Below are 16033 nucleotides of genomic sequence, written 5' to 3'. Positions count from 1 at the left end.
TCGGTCGGCCCGGCAAGCCGGGCATGGTGGACAACTGGAAAAGGGATGGGGGATGTCAGGCGCCCGGGACCGCTCTCACGCCGCCGATTCCCGCCGGCCCGAGGCGTCCCGTTCCACCTGCCGGAAGGCGGCGCACAGCGCGAGGAGCGCCACGGCGAAGACCGGAATCCAGGCGCAGCGGGCAGCCGCCCACACAGGGGTGTCGGGACTGGTGTGCAGCCCGGGGAGCGGTGCGCCGAGACTCAGGGTGAGGGTGGTCACGGCGAGCATGGCGGTCTGGTGCCAGAGGAACACCGTGATCGCCGAAAGGTTCAGTGCCGCCACCGCCGCCCACAGCATCCGGGCCGGGTGGACACGCGGCCGGGCGCCCGCCGGCGCTCCGGGGCCGAGACTCGGCGCCGTCACCGCCCGTCGCAGCGGGCGGCACAGCAGCAAGGCGCCGCCGCATTGCGCCAGGCCGAACGTGACGGCGGCGAGGGAGACCGGATTGAGGTTGGACAGCTGCGAGCCCGGTACGCCGACCATGGATGCGGGGTAGCCGCCCCACAGGACCAGCCCGGCGGTGGCCAGCGTGCCGCCGGCGAGCAGTGCGACGGCGGACCGGCGGCGGGCGAACGCTCCGGCGGACCAAGCGGCGCCCAGGCAGTACGGGACGAGCCAGCCGGCCAGGGTGTTGACCTCGCGGAGCTGTCCGACCCAGGCCGGGCCGCCGCCCGCGAAGTGCGCGATGTCCAGCAGGGCCACCACCGCACAGGCCGCGACGGCGATCCGGGCGCCGTGGCGGTACAGCAGTGGGGTGGCGGCGGTCAGCGCGGCGAAGACCAGCAGGAACCACAGCGGCGAGACGACGAGGCCGAGCAGCGTGCGGACCGTCTCGTGCGCGGCGCCCGTGGCCGCCGCGCCCACCAGGACCAGCGCCCACAGAACGAGCAGCGGCACCGCGGGGCGCACCAGCCTGCGGGCGCGCCGGGCGAGCCAGGGCCGGTAACGGACCTCGCGCAGGCGGGCACCGGCGTACCCCCGGGCCGCGACCCGTCCGCCGACGAAGAAGAACACCGCCAGCGGCTGGAGCGCCCACGTCAGCGGGGTGAGGGCGGGCATGCTCCGGAGCGGGCTGGCGCCGATCAGGTGATGGTCGGTGTGCAGCACGATCGCGGTGACCAGCCAGTGCCCGAGGACGACACCGAGGATGGACAGGGCCCGTAGGACGTCGATCGCCCGGTCGCGCTCCGGCGGGGTCGCCGCGTCGATGCGGAGCACGGCCCGGTGCAGCCGGCCGGTCGGGCGCGTACGGGGCTCGATCCCCTCGGCCACGTGGGTCTGCCCGGATGCTGCGGCGGGGCGCACGCACGACTCAGCCACCGGACACCACCGATCCGCGGCCGAGACCGATCAGGGCGAGATTGCGCAGGGCGGCGCTGCCGGGCTCCAGGTAACCGCTGTGGCCGCTGTTCCCGGCGCCGAAGGGGCGGGCGCCGAACGACGGGCTGGTCGGGTCGGTGCCGAAGCCGAGGGTGGTGCCGAAGGCACTCCAACTGACGTGCGGGGCGCGGGCGATCCAGTCCCGGGCGCCTCGGCCTGCCCACACGGGGACGCGGACGGGCAGGCGGGCGGCGGAGCGCAGGCCGGTGCCGGGGCTGCCGAAGACGGCGACGCCGGCGAGGCCGGCGGACGTCCGGGGGCTCATACCGCCGAGAGCGCGGCCGCACACCACCGAGCCGTACGAGTGGCACAGGAAGACGACGGGCGCATGGGCGTTGGCGGTGCGCAGCTCTCCGAGCAGGGTGGTCAGGCGGCGGCCGCCCTCCTCGGCGCGGGCGGTGGTGGCGACGTCGCGGCTCATGGTGCGCGGGGCCCGGTAGCCGTACCAGGCGAGCACGGCGACGGAGGAGCGGGAGAGCCGCCGCATCTCGTCGTGGAGGGCGTGGGCGCCGCCGCTGAGGGAGGCGTGGCGCGAGCCGAGGTGGTCGAAGGTGTCGAGGGTGGTGTCCGCGCCGGGCACGAGTACGACGATGCGGTCGGCGGTGGCGAGGTCGCCGAGTACCTCGACGGCCTGCCCGTCACCTTGGGCGTCGAAGGAGAGGAACTGCCTGACGGGAGAACCCAATTGACGCAGGTGGCTTTCCCTGTAGGAGTCCCCCAGGCGATGGGCGGCGCGCTCTGCGTCCGCGATGTAGCCGCGGTTCACCGCGTACCGCTCGCCCAGTGTCTGCGCCTGGATTGGGGGCAACTGCGGCGGGGCGGGGGTGCCGGGGACGGGTGACGCGGCGCCGGCGGTGACCGACCCCACGATGGCTGCGGCAACGGCCACCGTCAGCCCGCCTCTCCTCCACCTGGCAGCTCGCACTGTGCCCTTCCTTTCCACCTTCACGAGTTCCGCTCGTTCCGTTGCCCGACTCTGCTGAGTACGGCTGTTTTCGAACCTAGAATTCGCGGCCGGAAAGGACGTCACGCGCAGGAGCCATCTTCGGGAGTAGCTCTTAGGTATGACGTGCCGCGAAGGGAACGGGGCAGCGCCGTCGCCCGGAGCGGGCCCGCTGCGGTGTCACTGGTGCCCCGTACGATGGGCGCGTGACAGGGGAATACCCGAACGTACTGACGGGGCCGGGAGCGCACCCGGGTGAGCGAAGGCGCCCGGGGGCCGTTCTGCGGGCGACGGGACGCGAGTTGTGCCATGTTTCCCGCCGGACCGCACCCCCTTTCCGGGGTGCGAAGCACCGGTTCCTGCGGCACTTGCCGCTTGCGTTCACCGTGCTCGTCGCGGTGGACCTGGCAGCCGCCGGGACGGTCATCGTCGCGGAACGGCTGCGCCTGCCGTGGTGGGCCGCGGCGCCCGTCGCCGGTGCCCAGGCGCTGCCACTGGTGCTCGCGCTGTTCCGCCCGGTCGCTGCCTGGTGGCTGTCGCTCGCGGCGTCGCTGCCGTACGCGATCGGCGTGGCCCTCGACGACTCGGCGGCCCGGGCCGAGGTGCCGTGGCCGTGGACGGAGCCGGGGCTCCTCGCCTACCTGGGGGTGACGTTGCTCGTCGCCTACCGGGTGCGGACCGGGGTGTCCGTCTCGCAGTGGCTGCTGACGCTGCTGCTCGGCGGGGTGCTGACCGTTGCCCTGTCGCCGCCGTCGTTCATCGGCGACCTGCTGCCGCTGGCGGTGCTCTCGGTGTGCGCACTGGCCGTCGGCGCGACCCTGCGGGGGCGCAGCCAGGCACGCCGGGACCTGCGGGAGCAGGAAGCCCTGACGGAGTTCGAACGGACCCGGCGGACGCTGCTGGAGGAGCGCACCCGCATAGCCCGCGAACTGCACGACGTCGTCGCGCATCACATGTCCGTCGTCGCGGCGCAGGCGGAGGCGGCGCCGTACCGCGTGGCCGAGCCCCCGCAGGAGCTGACGGACAGTTTCGCGAGCATCCGGGAGAACGCGGTGGGCGCGCTCAGGGAACTCCGGCACATCCTGGGAATGCTGCGGTCCTCTGAGGAGAATCCGCAGCCCCGTCACGCGCCGCAGCCGACGCTGGAGAACATCGACGACCTGGTGGCCAATGTCAGGGCGGCGGGGCTGCGCGTCGACACGGTGATATCCGGCGAAGCGCGGCCGGTGCCGCAGCGGGTGGAGTTGTCGGCTTTCCGGATCACCCAGGAGGCGCTGAGCAATGCGCTGCGGCACTCGCCGGGGTGCCAGGCCGAAGTGGAACTGTCCTACGGCCGCAGCGGTATCGGAATACGTGTGGCCAACAGCCCGGCCGTGGCCGGCGCGACAGGTGAAAAGGGCACGGGGCACGGCGTGGTGGGCATATGGGAGAGAACGTCCATGCTCGGCGGCTCCGTACGGATCGGGCCACGCGAGGACGGCTGGTTCGAGGTCATGGCGTCCCTGCCCACCGGCGAGCGGGAGTGAGGGCGCATGACGATACGGGTGCTGATCGCAGACGACCAGAAACTGATCCGGGAGAGTTTCGGCATCGTGCTGAACGCCCAGCCGGACATCGAGGTGATCGGTGAGGCGGTGGACGGCCAGGACGCGATCGACCGGATCGCCGCGCTGAGCCCGGACGTGGTCCTGATGGACATCAGGATGCCGGTGCTCGACGGCCTTGAGGCGACCCACCGCATCACGCGGAGTTTCCCGGACGTCAGAATCGTCATGCTGACGACGTTCGACGAGGACGAGTACGTGTACGAGGCGCTGCGGGCCGGCGCGAGCGGCTTCATGTTGAAGGACTCCTCGGCGCAGCAGCTCGCCGAAGCGGTCCGCACGGTCGCCACGGGCGGCGCGCTGCTCGCCCCCACCGTCACCAAGCGGCTGATCGAAGAGTTCACCAGGGGGAGATCGCCGCGCACGGTGCCGCGCGGCCGGGTGGCGGGGCTCACCGAACGGGAGACGGAGGTGCTCCGCCTGATCGCACAGGGCCTGTCCAACTCCGAGCTGGCCGAGCGTCTGGTCATCGCCGAGCAGACGGTCAAGACCCACGTCAGCCGCATGCTGGTCAAGCTGGGGCTGCGGGACCGCACGCAGGCGGTGGTCTTCGCCTACGAGACGGGCCTCGTACGGGCCGGGGACTGAGCGGCTGCGTCGAACCGCTGACGGGGCGGGCTCTCAGGCCCTGGCGGACTTGGCGTCGGACCGGCCCGCCCGTTGCGGCTTGGCTTCCGGCCGTCCCGCCACCGGTACCTCCAACGGGCGGGCCAGGCCCGCGACGCCCTCGTCGAGGCGTTGGAGGTGGCGCAGGACGCGGTAGGTGACGGTGCCGGCGTGGGGGGTGGAGGTGGTGTCGGATTCGAGGAGGGAGGCGATGGTGGCGCCGGAGTTGACCTTGGCGTCGGTGTGTTCGCCCCGTATGTGGGTGGCGATGGTCTCGATGTTGTGGGCGATGCGCCGGCCGACGCGTTCCAGGCGGGGGTCGGCCGCGATGGTCTTGCTGTAGGGGAGCAGTTCGGCCGTCGCGGCCAGGGAACGGGCGTGGTAGGCGCAGGTTTCCAGGAGGGCGACGAGGTAGCGGACGGTCTGGCGGCGTACCCGCAGGGGACTGATCGGGTGGGTCAGCGGGCGGGTGGAGGCGCGGAGGTCGTCGAGGGCGGTGTCCAGGTCGCGGGAGAGGCCCAGGAGGTCGGTGGCGGGGCCGCCGCTGAGCTGGTCGACGGAGGCCGATACGACGTCGTCGAGCTTGCCGAGGACCGTGCCGAGGAGGTCGTCGGTGCGCCGGTCGGTGTGCACCGGCAGGACGACGACCGCGGCGATGATGCCGCAGGCGGCGCCGAGAGCGGTTTCCTCGATGCGCAGGATGAGGACGTCGAGGCTGTAGGTGTTCAGGAGGGTGTACAGGAGGCCCAGCATCGCCGTGACGAAGAAGGACATCAGGGCGTAGGAGAGGGGCGCCGTGAAGAACATGGCGAAGACGAAGAGCAGGATCAGCGCGAACGCCGTCCAGGTGTGGTTGCCGACCAGGCCCGCGAGCGCCACACCGGCGATCACACCGAGGACCGTGCCGAGCAGCCGCCGGTAGCCCTTGATGATGATCTCGCCCGTGGAGGCGGTGTTGAGGAAGACGACCCAGCAGGTCAGCACGGCCCAGTACCACCGCTGGGCGGAGAGGAACTCGCCGCCGACGATGGCGAGCGTGGAGCCCACCGCGATCTGGAACGCGGCCCGGGTGGTGGGGCGCTGGAGGCCGGTGCGGTCGTCCTCCTCGGGCTCGTCGGCGCCGGCGAGCGCGACGTCCTCGGCGTCGAACTCCTCCCGGGAGCGGGTCGTCGCCGGGGAGTCGTCCGATTCGTCCTGCGGCCCGTCCAGCGCGAGCCGCAGGCCCAGGACGGAACGGGCGGCTTCGCCGATGCCGCGGAAGACGTCCTGGACCGCGATGGAGGCGCGCGGCAGGTTGTCGTCGTCGCGGTAGCCGAGGAGCCGGTTGCGTACGTGGGCGACCGCCGTGCCCGGGCGGTCGGATGCCGGCCGGGACACCAGCAGGTGCAGGGCGTTGAGGTCCCGGCGCAGGGTGACGGTCGCGTCGTCCTCGGCCCGCATCAGGTTCTTCGCCGTGGGCAGCGGCGCCTGCGGCAGGTGCAGGGTGAGGGTGTCGGCGCGTTCGGCGCTGCGGGCGTTGAGGAGCAGGACGCCCAGCCGTTCGGTGGCGATCTCGGCGTCCGCGACGCGGCGCTGCAGGAGGGCGGCGGTGGCCGGGTCGCGGGTGCCGTCCTCCAGGCGGCCCTGGATCATCAGTGCCGACTCGTGCAGCCGGGCGGTGTGCCGCCGCAGGTCGTCGAGGACCTTGTCCAGCTGGTCGGGGCCGGCGTCCAGCAGCTCGATGTGGGTGGCCACCAGCTGGGCGACCCGGGCCCGGAAGGCACCGCGCAGCCATTGCAGGATGCGCTGCGGCGTCTCCGGCACGACGGTGAACCGTACGACGGCGCTGCACGCGAAGCCGATGGCCAGGGTCAGCGCCAGCACGGGCAGGGCGGACAGGGTGGCGCCGACGAACAGGGACACGAAGTAGGTCTGGAAGCCGATCAGGCCGAGGGCGGTGCCGCGGTCGCCGAAGCGGCGGCAGTAGACGGCGCCGAAGATCAGGGCGACGAAGAAGACGTCCCCCGCGATGATGCGGCTGTGCAGCAGCGCGCCGAGGGACACCGCGGCGAGCGCCACGGGCAGGCCGAGCGCGAGGGTGACCGCCTGGCCGCGTACCTGCTTCTCCTTGATCGCGAAGGTGGCGACCATGGCCGTCATGGCGCCCGCGACCAGGTGCGTGACATCGGTGCCGAGCACGGCGAGGACAACGAGGGTGAGCGCGATGGCCGCCACCGTACGCAGTCCCGCCATCAGCCGCAGCAGACCTGGGTCGGACGCCGCGAAGCGGTCCCACACACCGGTCAAACTCCGTCGTATCACTGCCCCCACGCTGTCGTACTCTCCCGTCTCTGCCGTGATCTGCCAACGCTTCAGCATCCCACGGCCGGGAATTGCCCGGCGGCGTCTGCCGGTGCGAACGCGGGGTTTGTGGCGGGGTTGTGACGATCCTAGGAAAAGCGCCGGCGATGAGGTTTACCGGTTTAGCAGCTCGCTTATGCCGGGGTTTTCGCCGTGGCGGTGGCCCATGGTTATGGCCGCCGAGTTCGCGGAGTTTCCGAGCGAAGCCCAACTTCGTGGGAGAACTCGGTCGTTCGCCCGACGGAGTCCGTGTTTTGTCGTAGGAAAAGGGCTTTAGGCGGCCTCCGGGTCAGGCTCCGAGGACTTCCGACAGGTTGTAGCGGACCGGTTCCTCCAGCTGCGCGTACGTGCACTGCTCCGGCTCGCGGTCGGGGCGCCAGCGGCGGAACTGGGCGGTGTGCCGGAAGCGGTCGCCCTGCATGTGGTCGTAGGCGACCTCCAGGACGCGTTCCGGGCGCAGCGGGACCCAGGACAGGTCCTTCTTGCCCGTCCACCGGCTGGGCCCGCCCGGCAGCCGGCCCGCCGACTGCGCCTCCTCGCTGGTCCACTCCTCCCACGGATGGCCCGCGACGGAGTCCATCCGCAGCGGCGCCAGCTCCTCCATCAGCTCCTGGCGCCGGCGCATGGAGAAGGACGCGCACACGCCGACGTGCTGGAGCCGCCCGCCCTCGTCGTACAGGCCCAGTAGCAGGGAGCCCACCACCGGCCCGCTCTTGTGCGGGCGCAGCCCCGCCACCACGCAGTCGGCGGTCCGCTCGTGCTTGGTCTTGACCATGACCCGCTGGCCCGGCCGGTACGGCACGGCGGGCGGCTTGGCGACGACCCCGTCGAGCCCGGCCCCCTCGAAGTGCTCGAACCAGTCGCGGGCCACCTCGATGTCGTGGGTGACGGGCGCGGTGAACACCGGGTCGGCGGCGTCGCGCAGCGCCGCCACCAGGGCCTGCCTGCGGTCCCGCTGCGCTTCGGCCATCAGCGACTCGTCGCCGAGGGCGAGCAGGTCGAAGGCCACGAAGGCGGCCGGTGTCACCTCCGCCAGGTGGCGTACCCGGGAGTCGGCGGGGTGGATGCGCTCCAGCAGGGCGTCGAAGTCCAGGTGCCCGTCCCGGGCGATGACGAGCTCGCCGTCCAGTACGCAGCGCGGCGGCAGCTCCTCGCGCAGGGCCTGGACCAGCTCGGGGAAGTACCGGGTGAGCGGCTTGCCCGAACGGCTGCCCAGCTCCACTTCGTCGCCGTCGCGGAAGACGATGGCCCGGAAGCCGTCCCACTTGGCTTCGTACTGTATGCCGGGCGGAATGTCCGGAGCGGCCTTCGCCAGCATCGGCTGCACCGGGGGCATCACGGGGAGGTCCATGGGGGCGATTGTGCGGTGGGCCGCCGGGGCGATCGGTGGTACGCGCCCGCTCGACGGGCGGGGGGTGCCCGTACGGCCTAGCGTGGGTGCATGGCAGAGTCGCTGGAGCTGGTGACGGGTGGGCGGACGGTGCGGGTGTCGCACCCGGACAAGGTCTACTTCCCGCAGCGCGGCTTCACCAAGGCCGATGTCGTCCGCTATTACCTGAGCGTCGGCGACGGGATCCTGCGCGCTCTGAAAGATCGGCCCACCACTTTGGAGCGCTACCCCGACGGAGTGGAAGGCGAATCGTTTTTTCAGAAGCGGGCGCCCAAGAACCTCCCCGACTGGATCCCCACCGGCCGCATCTCCTTCCCCAGCGGCCGCTACGCCGACGAGATCTGCCCCACCGAACCCGCCGCCGTCCTGTGGGCGGCCAACCTCGGCTGCCTGACCTTCCACCCCTGGCCGGTGCGCAGGGGCGACACCGAGCACCCGGACGAACTGCGCATCGACCTCGACCCGCAGCCGGGCACGGACTACGCGGACGCGGTACGGGCCGCCCTCGCCCTGCGCGACGTCCTCGACGGGCTCGGCCTCGCCGGCCGGCCCAAGACCTCCGGCGGCCGCGGCCTGCACGTCTTCGTCCCCATCGCGCCCGACTGGACCTTCACCCAGGTCCGGCGCGCGGCGATCGCGGTGGCCAGGGAGCTGGAGCGGCGCGACCCCGAGCGCGTCACCACGTCCTGGTGGAAGGAGGAGCGGGGCGCCAAGATCTTCGTGGACTACAACCAGACGGCGCGCGACCGCACGATCGCCAGCGCCTATTCGGTGCGCCCCTTCCCGCACGCGCCGGTGTCCGCGCCCCTGCGCTGGGAGGAGCTGCCCGACGCCGTACCGGAGGACTTCGACATCCTCACCATGCCGGCCCGCTTCGCCGAGCACGGTGACCTGCACGCCGGTATGGACGCCCACCCCTGCCGCCTGGAGGCGGCCCTCGAACTCGCCGACCGCGACGAGCGCGAGCACGGGCTCGGCGACCTGCCGTACCCGCCGGAGCACCCGAAGATGAAGGGCGAACCGAAGCGGGTGCAGCCGAGCCGCGCGAAGAAGTAGCGCACGGCCCGGCCTGCGCGCCGGCGTCTCAGAAGGCCCCCTGTTCGAAGGACTTCTGTCCGAAAGCCCCCCGTCCGAAAGTCCCGTGCCCGGCAGTCTCCTGTCAGAAGGCCCCCCGTACGTGCAGTCCACCGCCTGCCGACCCGGCCGACGCCGCGTACGAGTCGTCCTTGGCGTCCCGGCCGCCCTCCGCGTGGTTGTACTGCCCGGCGAAGACGTGCTGCCCAGCGGGCACGGTGCGCCCCGGCTTGAGCGTCCACCGGTAGACGAGCACGCCGTCACGTTCGCCCACGGTCACCGTGAAGTCGGACTCGGGCCGGGTGCTCCAGTGGCCCGTGTCCGCCACGCCGCCGGTCTGGGCGACCCGCAGCTCCACGGTGAGCGCGGTCAGCGGGCGTCCGGTCTTGAGGGTGACGTTGCTCTGCGCCCAGTAGATGTTGCTGTGCGGGTCGATGGAGCCGTCCGACCACAGCGGGCCGTCCTCCGTACGGGGTGCGCCGCGGGACGCGTCCCCGGGAGGCGGCCCGGCGGGCGGCAGCGGACGGGTGGTCACCTTCCCCGGCGGGCCGGGGGCTTCGGCGATCGACGCCACCGCGTACCCCCCGGCGACCAGCGCGCCCATCGTCGCGGCGGTCGCGAGGGCGACGCGCGGCCACGAGCGGGCCGGTGCCGGGCCGCGGCGCCTGCCCGCACGGGCCTCGGCGCCGCCCGCCATGCCGCGCTCCACCCGCGCCAGCATCCGGGTACGGTCCGGCCGGTGTGCCCGTGCCGCCGCGCGCAGTTCCCCGCGCAGGTTCTCGTCCGCCATCAGTGCCTCCTCCCGGCGAGGTCGTCCGCGGCTCCCTCGCCCAGGTGCCGCTGGAGCTCCGCCATGCCCCGGGAGGTCTGGCTCTTCACCGTACCGACGGAGACGCCCAGGGCGAGGGCGGTGTCCCGCTCCGACAGGTCGAACGCGTGCCGCAGGACGACGCACGCACGCTTGCGGAAGGGCAGCCGTTCCAGTGCCTGGCGGACGTCCACGACCGCGGCCACGTCGGGGCCTTCGGACCGCTCGGCGCGCTGTGACCAGAACAGGGCGACACGGCGCCGTTCGCGCACGGTGCTGCGGATACGGCCGCGGGCCATGTTGGCGACCACCCCGCGGGCGTAGGCCACCGGGTGTTCCGCGCCGCGCACCCGGTCCCACCGGTGCCACAGGGCGAGCAGCGCGTCCGCCGCGAGGTCGTCGGCGGCGTCCGCCTCGCCCGTGAGCAGGTGGGCCAGGCGGGCCAGTTCGGCGTGGTGGCGCTCGAAGAAGGCGTGAAACTCCGCGGACGCGGCGTCGGTACCGGTGGCGGCGCCGGTGGTGTCGCGTGCGGTGCTCATGCCGAGCGAAGGGGCGGACGGGATCATGCCAACCCTTCGGTTCGCGGTGGTTGCGGCCGGTGACCGGGGCGGGCGGAAAGGCCGGGAAGGCTGAGCACGGCGCGGGCTTCCTTGGTCGGGGACACTCTGTCAGCCCCCAGTTGCCGCCGCCGGGCGAAAGGTTGCCGCCGCCCGCCACCGAATTCCGCCGCAGCCGGGGCGCCGTGCCTGAGGGGCGGCCGGAGCAACCCTTTCCGGCCCGGCGGCAACGAGGAAGCACCGACCCCGACCGGAAAGGCCGTCCCATGGCAGCACCTGGCCGGTCACTGCTCGTCCCGCAAGCGCTTCCTCGCCGCGACGCTCGCCGCCGCCATCGGCGGCGGAGCCTTCTTCGGCCTCGACGCCTCCTCCCATTCCGCCCGCGCGGCGGACGGCTGCGCGCCGAACGAATCCATCCGGCGCCACGGGACTGCCGGTACGCCTGTCCGCGAAGACTCCGGTACGCGCGAAGTGGACGTACGAGGTGAAGGAGACCAAGGCGGGTGCGTACAACGTCGCTTACGACCTCTGGCTCTACGACAGGCCGGACACGGACTGGCAAAGCCGTCCCAAGCACGAGGTCATGGTGTGGCTCGCCAAGGGCGGCGGCGCCGCTCCGCCGTCCGTCGCGGCGCGGTGGCGAAGACCGACTACCTCAGCGGCGTCGAGGCCGGCACGGAAGCCTGCACGGGCAAGGCGCAGTTGGACACGGCCGCGTACTCGGCCGACGTCGGCCGAGCCGCGGGCAGCCGGGCGGCCGGGCGGCCGGGCGGTTCGCCATCCGGCGTGATCAGTAAGATGCGGCGCATGTCGTCCCGCCCAGAAGTGACCATGCAGGAGTTCCCCGTGTCCGGGCCCGGCGCCGGGCCGTACGCGTTGGCCACCGGGGCGGACGGGGCCTTGTGGTGCACGCTGGTGCACCAGGGGCGCATTGCCCGGGTCACGACGGCTGGGGAGGTCACCACCTGCCCGCTGCCCACCGCCACCGGCGGGCCGACCATGATCGCTGCGGGTGCCGACGGCGCGCTGTGGTGCACCGAGTTCAAGGAGCACCGCATCGCCCGTATCGTCCCCGGCAGCGGCAGCGACGGCAGCGCGTCCGGGGCGACGGTGGAGTCCTTCACCCTGCCGACGGCGGACGCCGGCCCCATCGGCATCACCGCGGGGCCGGACGGCGCGGTCTGGTTCACCGAGTCCGCCGCCGACCGCATCGGCCGCATCACGGCGGACGGCACGGTCACCGAGTACGAGCTGCCGGTGCGCGGCGCCTTCGCCTCGGTGATCACGGCGGGGCCGGACGGCGGCCTGTGGTTCACCGCCAACCAGGCCAACGCGGTCGGCCGGACCGGGCTCGACGGCGAGACCGTCCTGTACGACCTGCCGACGCCCGGTGCCGCCCCCGTCGGGATCACGGCGGGGCCCGACGGCGCCCTGTGGTTCGTGGAGATCGGTGCCGGGCAGATCGGCCGCATCACCACCGATGGCACCATCGGCAGCTATCCGCTGCCGGACCGGGAGTGCCGCCCGCACGCGATCGCCGCGGGCGCGGACGGCGCCCTCTGGTTCACCGAATGGGGCGCCGGCCGCATCGGCCGGATCAGCACCGACGGGCGCATCGACGCGTACGACCTCCCGGACCGCGCCGGCGAACCGCACGGCATCGCGCCAGGGCCCGACGGCGCGATGTGGGCGGCGCTGGAGACCGGCTCGCTGGTGCGCGTCGAGGTGCGGCACCCGTAGCGGCGGACACGTAACGGCGCACCGGTAGTGGCGCATCAGTAGTGGCGCCGCCGTAGCGGCGTTCCGCTCCGGCGGCGGAGGCCCGCATCCGGTCCGGCCCCTGCCCCCAGGAGCCGGGCGCTCAGGGCATCGGGTCGGTGTGGCGCAGCCGGCGCGGGAACTGCTCGACGAGCGTGCCCCAGCCGCCGAGGGGGAGGAACACCGTCACCCACGAGCCGTCGGCGAAGCCGATCTCGTGCGTGCCGTGCCGTACGTCCTTGCGGTCCCGCAGCCAGGTGATGTCCTGGCGGGCCACCGCGCAGGCGTGCTCGACGGCGCCGGCCACCTTCTTGCCGTCCGAGGAGAGTTGTACGCGCACCACGTGCAACCCGACCCCGGTGAGCAGCAGCACCGACAGGTACTTCTTCTCAGTACGCGGGCGCAGAGCCGCCGCCAGCCGCCCTGCCGCGCTCTGCCAGCCGCCGTGCCACTGCGCGCTGCGGTCCTCGCCCCGCCGGTCCCAGGCGTCCAGCGCCGCATTGAAGGGATTGACCCGGTCCAGCGCCAGTTCGACGCGCTCCGCGCCGTTCAGCACCCGGTCGCCGGCTGTGGGCCGGATGCCGAAGGCGTCCACCCGGTACGGCTTCGGGGGGTGCGGCACCCGCTCGCCCGGCTCGACGGTGTGGCCGTCCACCACCGTCTCGCCGGGCGGCAGCAGCGCCGCTGCCCGCGCCTTGGCCTCGCGTACCAGCGCGTGCCGGTCGGGCGGTGTCACCCACGCTTTGAGGCCGGACCACAATGCCCCGCCGATGCTCATCCGAACGCCTCCCGGACGGACTTCCCGGCCTGGTCGGGATTCTGCCCCATGCGCTCGTCGAAGGTCTGCGACGGCGGCCTGGTGCCGTACTCGACGGCCTCTTCCGCGAGCGCGGGGCCGTTCTCCACGGCCGAGCCGGTCACGGCGCCGCCCATGTCGACGCCGAGCACTCCCTTGGCCAGCTTCTTGCCCTGCTTCCACGCCATGTACTGGGCGAGGTCGGTCATCTCGGGCCGCTCACCGCGCAGGAGGCTCCCCGCGACCCGCCGCTTCGCGCCCTTCCACTCCTTGATCTTCGCCCGGTCCAGTCCGCGCAAGTAGCGGCGCAGCCGGGAGAGTTTGGCCAGGGCCTGCGTCTGGCGGGCGATGTCGGCGAGCTTGTCGGCCAGCTTCGCCGCGATCCGGGTCGCCTTGGCCGCCCGGTACGCCACGTTCGCCGCGCCCGCCAGCGGGCCGATCGCCGCCGCGGCGCCCGCCGTCAGCACCGACAGGATCGCGGTGGTCGCGGCGGTGACCATCAGCGCCTCGACGATCTCGACGAGGAGATCCATCATCGCCTGCTCGGCGATCGCGCAGGCCGCCCCCGCCATCTCCAGCAGCTCGGCGACGGTGTCCATGTCGTCGGCCTCGCCGAGCAGGGCCTGTTCGAAGTCGGTCATGGTCTTGCCGAAGCCCTGGGCGGCCTCGCTCTCCCACACCCGCTCGACGCTCCTGCGCTCGGCGACCAGGTCCGCCACGACGTCCCGCAGGTCGCGGGCCGCGTCGCGCCACTCCTGCGCCGTCTTCTCCAGCAGTTCGCTGTCCCCGGTGACCCAGTCGAACCAGTCGTCGGCGCCGCACTGCTTGAGGATCGCCTTGATGACCTCGTCGAGGGTGGCCGCGAGGGGATTGCTCCAGTCCAGTACGTAGTTGACGCGGTCGAGGGCGCTGCCCGCTGCCTGGCCGACGCCCATCAGGCACTGCCCCCGAAGCCGCTCGCCGTCTCGTCCTCGTTGGCGTCGTAGTTGTCCGCGGACCCGCGCACGGCTTCGGCGATGGAGCGCAGCATCTCGGCGCTGTCCTCCAGGTCCGTACCGGACTGGTCCTTCTGCTCCATGTAGTCGGCGCGGAGGCTGTTGGCCTCCGGCAGCTGCCCGAAGGTGCCGTCCGACAGCTCCAGCGCGGCCGTACGACTGCGGATCTTCGCGATCCGGTCGGCCGCGCTCTCGGCGGCGCGCGCGTAGGCGCGCAGCGCGTCGCTCTCGACGTTGGTGCCCTGACTCATGAGACCCCCGTTGCCAGTCCTTTGCCAAGTCATGACACACGAGCCCCTCGCGTACGTCAATCCAGGCCCCGGCATTCGGGGTGTTGGCCCCTTTTTCGTCCGATGTGGAAGCGCCGGTCTGCTCTTCGCGGCCGCGCTCGGCCGCGCTCGGCCGGGTTCAGACGCCGGCGCTGAGCCACCGGTACGCGGCCTGCGCCGTGAACTCCCCCCGGCCGCCCGCGAAGAGCAGACCGGCGCTGCGGAACGCGGGATCGGTGGCCGCCTCCGGCGCGTACGGGATCGCGATGCACCGCATCCCCGCCCGGCGTGCGGCCTCCGCGCCCGGCGGCGCGTCCTCCAGCACCACGCACCTGTCCGGTGCCGCGCCCAGCCGCCGCGCCGCCTCCAGGAAGACATCGGGCTCCGGCTTGCCGCGCCCGACCTCCTCGGCGGACACGAGCACGGTCAGCCGCGCCTCCAGGCCGGTCCCGGTGAGCACCGCCTCTATCGCCGGCCGTGAGGAGCCGGAGGCCACCGCCAGCGGATGCCCGGCCGCGTGCAGCAGCTCCACGAACGCACGCATCTCGGGGAAGACCTCGGTGTGCGCCTGCGCCAGCTCCAGGTAATGGCGGTTCATACGGGCCAGCAGCTCGTCGAGGGGCGTGTCGATGCCGTGCTCCCGCTTCAGGACCTCCAGCGTCTCGCGGGTGCCGATGCCGATGAAGCGGGTGTGGTGCTCCCAGGTGAAGCCGGTGACGCCGTGTTCGGCGAGCACCCGGCGCCCCGCTTCGTAGTAGTTCGGCTCGCTGTCCACGAGCGTGCCGTCCAAGTCGAAGAGGACCGGAGCGGGGGAGGAGGCCAGGCGGCAGGCGGGGGCCGGGGAGGCGCCGGCGGGAGTGCTCATGGCCCCCAGCATGCCAAGGAGGTCAGCGGCGCGGCTTCGCGGCACCGCCCACGGCTTCGACCAGCGGCAGCATCCGGTGCGGCACCCGTTCGCGCAGGGCCACCTCGGTGCGCGTCCGGACCACGCCCGGGATCTTGATCAGCTGCTGGATCACGTCTTCCAGGTGCGCCGCGTCCCGCGCGACCACCCGCGTCAGCAGGTCCCCGCCGCCGGTCGTCGAGAACGCCTCGATGATCTCCGGCACCTCGGACAGCGCCTCGGCGACGTCCTCCAGGTGCCCCTGGGTGACCTCGATGTGCACGAAGGCGAGGACCGGGTGGCCGAGCGCGGCGGGGGACAGGCGCGGCCCGTACGCCGTGATCACCCCGTCCCGCTCCAGCCGGTCCAGCCGCGCCTGGACCGTGCCCCGGGCGATGCCGAGAATACGGGCGTACTCCCGCACGCTGGTACGCGGCTGCTCCAGCAGCAGTCGCAGGATCTTCGCGTCGAGCGTGTCCACGGCCACGGGCCAACGGCCTCCTCAGAGTCGGCGCAGGTCCCCTCGACCGTACCAATGGCCCACCTGCGGAGGAGCCGGGTGGGCCATCGGCCCGTTTCCGTGGTGCC

The 16033-nt window shown here is 72.8% G+C and carries 15 protein-coding genes; 4 read left to right on the top strand and 11 right to left on the bottom strand.

Annotated features, from left to right (window positions below):
• Window positions 1–75: 75 nt before the first annotated feature.
• Together ACH4OW_RS11740 and ACH4OW_RS11735 are read right to left on the bottom strand one after the other, a co-directional pair.
• Complete coding sequence (locus ACH4OW_RS11740) at window positions 76–1314, bottom strand: acyltransferase (RefSeq protein ID WP_398026968.1); 1239 nt, start codon at window positions 1312–1314, stop codon at window positions 76–78.
• Between the two features lie 40 nt (window positions 1315–1354).
• Window positions 1355–2311 carry an alpha/beta hydrolase gene (locus tag ACH4OW_RS11735; protein WP_398026966.1) on the bottom strand — a complete coding sequence of 319 codons (957 nt, stop codon included), beginning with the start codon at window positions 2309–2311 and terminating at the stop codon, window positions 1355–1357.
• Window positions 2312–2733: 422 nt separating this feature from the next.
• Here ACH4OW_RS11735 and ACH4OW_RS11730 point away from each other — a divergent pair, with 422 nt between their 5' ends.
• Together ACH4OW_RS11730 and ACH4OW_RS11725 are read left to right on the top strand one after the other, a co-directional pair.
• On the top strand, window positions 2734–3891 hold the full coding sequence (locus ACH4OW_RS11730; protein ID WP_398026964.1) for a histidine kinase: 1158 nt from the start codon (window positions 2734–2736) through the stop codon (window positions 3889–3891).
• A 6-nt stretch (window positions 3892–3897) separates the two neighbouring features.
• Window positions 3898–4557: a response regulator gene (locus tag ACH4OW_RS11725; protein ID WP_398026962.1), complete on the top strand. Its 660-nt coding sequence runs from the start codon at window positions 3898–3900 to the stop codon at window positions 4555–4557.
• A gap of 33 nt (window positions 4558–4590) precedes the next feature.
• Here the strand turns inward: ACH4OW_RS11725 and ACH4OW_RS11720 are convergent, their stop codons facing one another.
• Window positions 4591–6933 (bottom strand): FUSC family protein, encoded by a 2343-nt coding sequence (locus ACH4OW_RS11720; protein ID WP_398026961.1) that lies wholly within the window; start codon window positions 6931–6933, stop codon window positions 4591–4593.
• 271 nt (window positions 6934–7204) lie between these two features.
• Complete coding sequence (locus ACH4OW_RS11715; protein WP_398026959.1) at window positions 7205–8266, bottom strand: ATP-dependent DNA ligase; 1062 nt, start codon at window positions 8264–8266, stop codon at window positions 7205–7207.
• A 90-nt stretch (window positions 8267–8356) separates the two neighbouring features.
• Between ACH4OW_RS11715 and ligD the strand changes: the two genes are divergently transcribed.
• Entirely contained in the window at window positions 8357–9361 is a 1005-nt protein-coding gene (gene ligD / locus ACH4OW_RS11710) for a non-homologous end-joining DNA ligase (RefSeq protein ID WP_398026957.1), read from the top strand.
• 103 nt (window positions 9362–9464) lie between these two features.
• Here the strand turns inward: ligD and ACH4OW_RS11705 are convergent, their stop codons facing one another.
• Entirely contained in the window at window positions 9465–10169 is a 705-nt protein-coding gene (locus tag ACH4OW_RS11705) for a hypothetical protein (RefSeq protein WP_398026955.1), read from the bottom strand.
• Window positions 10169–10726, bottom strand: coding sequence for a SigE family RNA polymerase sigma factor (locus ACH4OW_RS11700; RefSeq protein ID WP_398026953.1), 558 nt, complete (start codon window positions 10724–10726; stop codon window positions 10169–10171). The genes ACH4OW_RS11705 and ACH4OW_RS11700 overlap by 1 nt, the downstream gene beginning before the upstream one ends.
• A 606-nt stretch (window positions 10727–11332) precedes the next feature.
• Between ACH4OW_RS11700 and ACH4OW_RS11695 the strand changes: the two genes are divergently transcribed.
• Complete coding sequence (locus ACH4OW_RS11695) at window positions 11333–12484, top strand: virginiamycin B lyase (protein ID WP_398026951.1); 1152 nt, start codon at window positions 11333–11335, stop codon at window positions 12482–12484.
• Window positions 12485–12605: 121 nt separating this feature from the next.
• Here the strand turns inward: ACH4OW_RS11695 and ACH4OW_RS11690 are convergent, their stop codons facing one another.
• From ACH4OW_RS11690 to ACH4OW_RS11670, 5 genes are all read right to left on the bottom strand, one after another.
• Window positions 12606–13280: a hypothetical protein gene (locus ACH4OW_RS11690; protein WP_398026949.1), complete on the bottom strand. Its 675-nt coding sequence runs from the start codon at window positions 13278–13280 to the stop codon at window positions 12606–12608.
• On the bottom strand, window positions 13277–14233 hold the full coding sequence (locus ACH4OW_RS11685; RefSeq protein WP_398026947.1) for a WXG100 family type VII secretion target: 957 nt from the start codon (window positions 14231–14233) through the stop codon (window positions 13277–13279). The genes ACH4OW_RS11690 and ACH4OW_RS11685 overlap by 4 nt, the downstream gene beginning before the upstream one ends.
• Complete coding sequence (locus ACH4OW_RS11680) at window positions 14233–14544, bottom strand: hypothetical protein (RefSeq protein WP_398026945.1); 312 nt, start codon at window positions 14542–14544, stop codon at window positions 14233–14235. Before ACH4OW_RS11680 ends, ACH4OW_RS11685 begins: the two co-directional genes overlap by 1 nt.
• 157 nt (window positions 14545–14701) lie before the next feature.
• Complete coding sequence (locus tag ACH4OW_RS11675) at window positions 14702–15427, bottom strand: HAD family hydrolase (protein WP_398026943.1); 726 nt, start codon at window positions 15425–15427, stop codon at window positions 14702–14704.
• Window positions 15428–15449: 22 nt separating this feature from the next.
• Window positions 15450–15932 carry an Lrp/AsnC family transcriptional regulator gene (locus ACH4OW_RS11670; RefSeq protein ID WP_360128633.1) on the bottom strand — a complete coding sequence of 161 codons (483 nt, stop codon included), beginning with the start codon at window positions 15930–15932 and terminating at the stop codon, window positions 15450–15452.
• Window positions 15933–16033: the final 101 nt, after the last annotated feature.

This window comes from Streptomyces sp. NPDC017056 (assembly GCF_044332485.1).
Taxonomy (GTDB): domain Bacteria; phylum Actinomycetota; class Actinomycetes; order Streptomycetales; family Streptomycetaceae; genus Streptomyces.
This window is presented reverse-complemented; position numbering and strand designations above follow the sequence as displayed.

Bases quoted from the DNA above. Each gene is read 5' to 3' on its own strand.
- ACH4OW_RS11705 (WP_398026955.1), bottom strand. From the start codon at position 10,169: ATGGCGGACGAGAACCTGCGCGGGGAACTGCGCGCGGCGGCACGGGCA.
- ACH4OW_RS11725 (WP_398026962.1), top strand. From the start codon at position 3,898: ATGACGATACGGGTGCTGATCGCAGACGACCAGAAACTGATCCGGGAG.
- ligD (WP_398026957.1), top strand. From the start codon at position 8,357: ATGGCAGAGTCGCTGGAGCTGGTGACGGGTGGGCGGACGGTGCGGGTG.
- ACH4OW_RS11685 (WP_398026947.1), bottom strand. From the start codon at position 14,233: ATGGGCGTCGGCCAGGCAGCGGGCAGCGCCCTCGACCGCGTCAACTAC.
- ACH4OW_RS11675 (WP_398026943.1), bottom strand. From the start codon at position 15,427: ATGAGCACTCCCGCCGGCGCCTCCCCGGCCCCCGCCTGCCGCCTGGCC.
- ACH4OW_RS11690 (WP_398026949.1), bottom strand. From the start codon at position 13,280: ATGAGCATCGGCGGGGCATTGTGGTCCGGCCTCAAAGCGTGGGTGACA.
- ACH4OW_RS11680 (WP_398026945.1), bottom strand. From the start codon at position 14,544: ATGAGTCAGGGCACCAACGTCGAGAGCGACGCGCTGCGCGCCTACGCG.
- ACH4OW_RS11700 (WP_398026953.1), bottom strand. From the start codon at position 10,726: ATGAGCACCGCACGCGACACCACCGGCGCCGCCACCGGTACCGACGCC.
- ACH4OW_RS11720 (WP_398026961.1), bottom strand. From the start codon at position 6,933: ATGCTGAAGCGTTGGCAGATCACGGCAGAGACGGGAGAGTACGACAGC.
- ACH4OW_RS11715 (WP_398026959.1), bottom strand. From the start codon at position 8,266: ATGGACCTCCCCGTGATGCCCCCGGTGCAGCCGATGCTGGCGAAGGCC.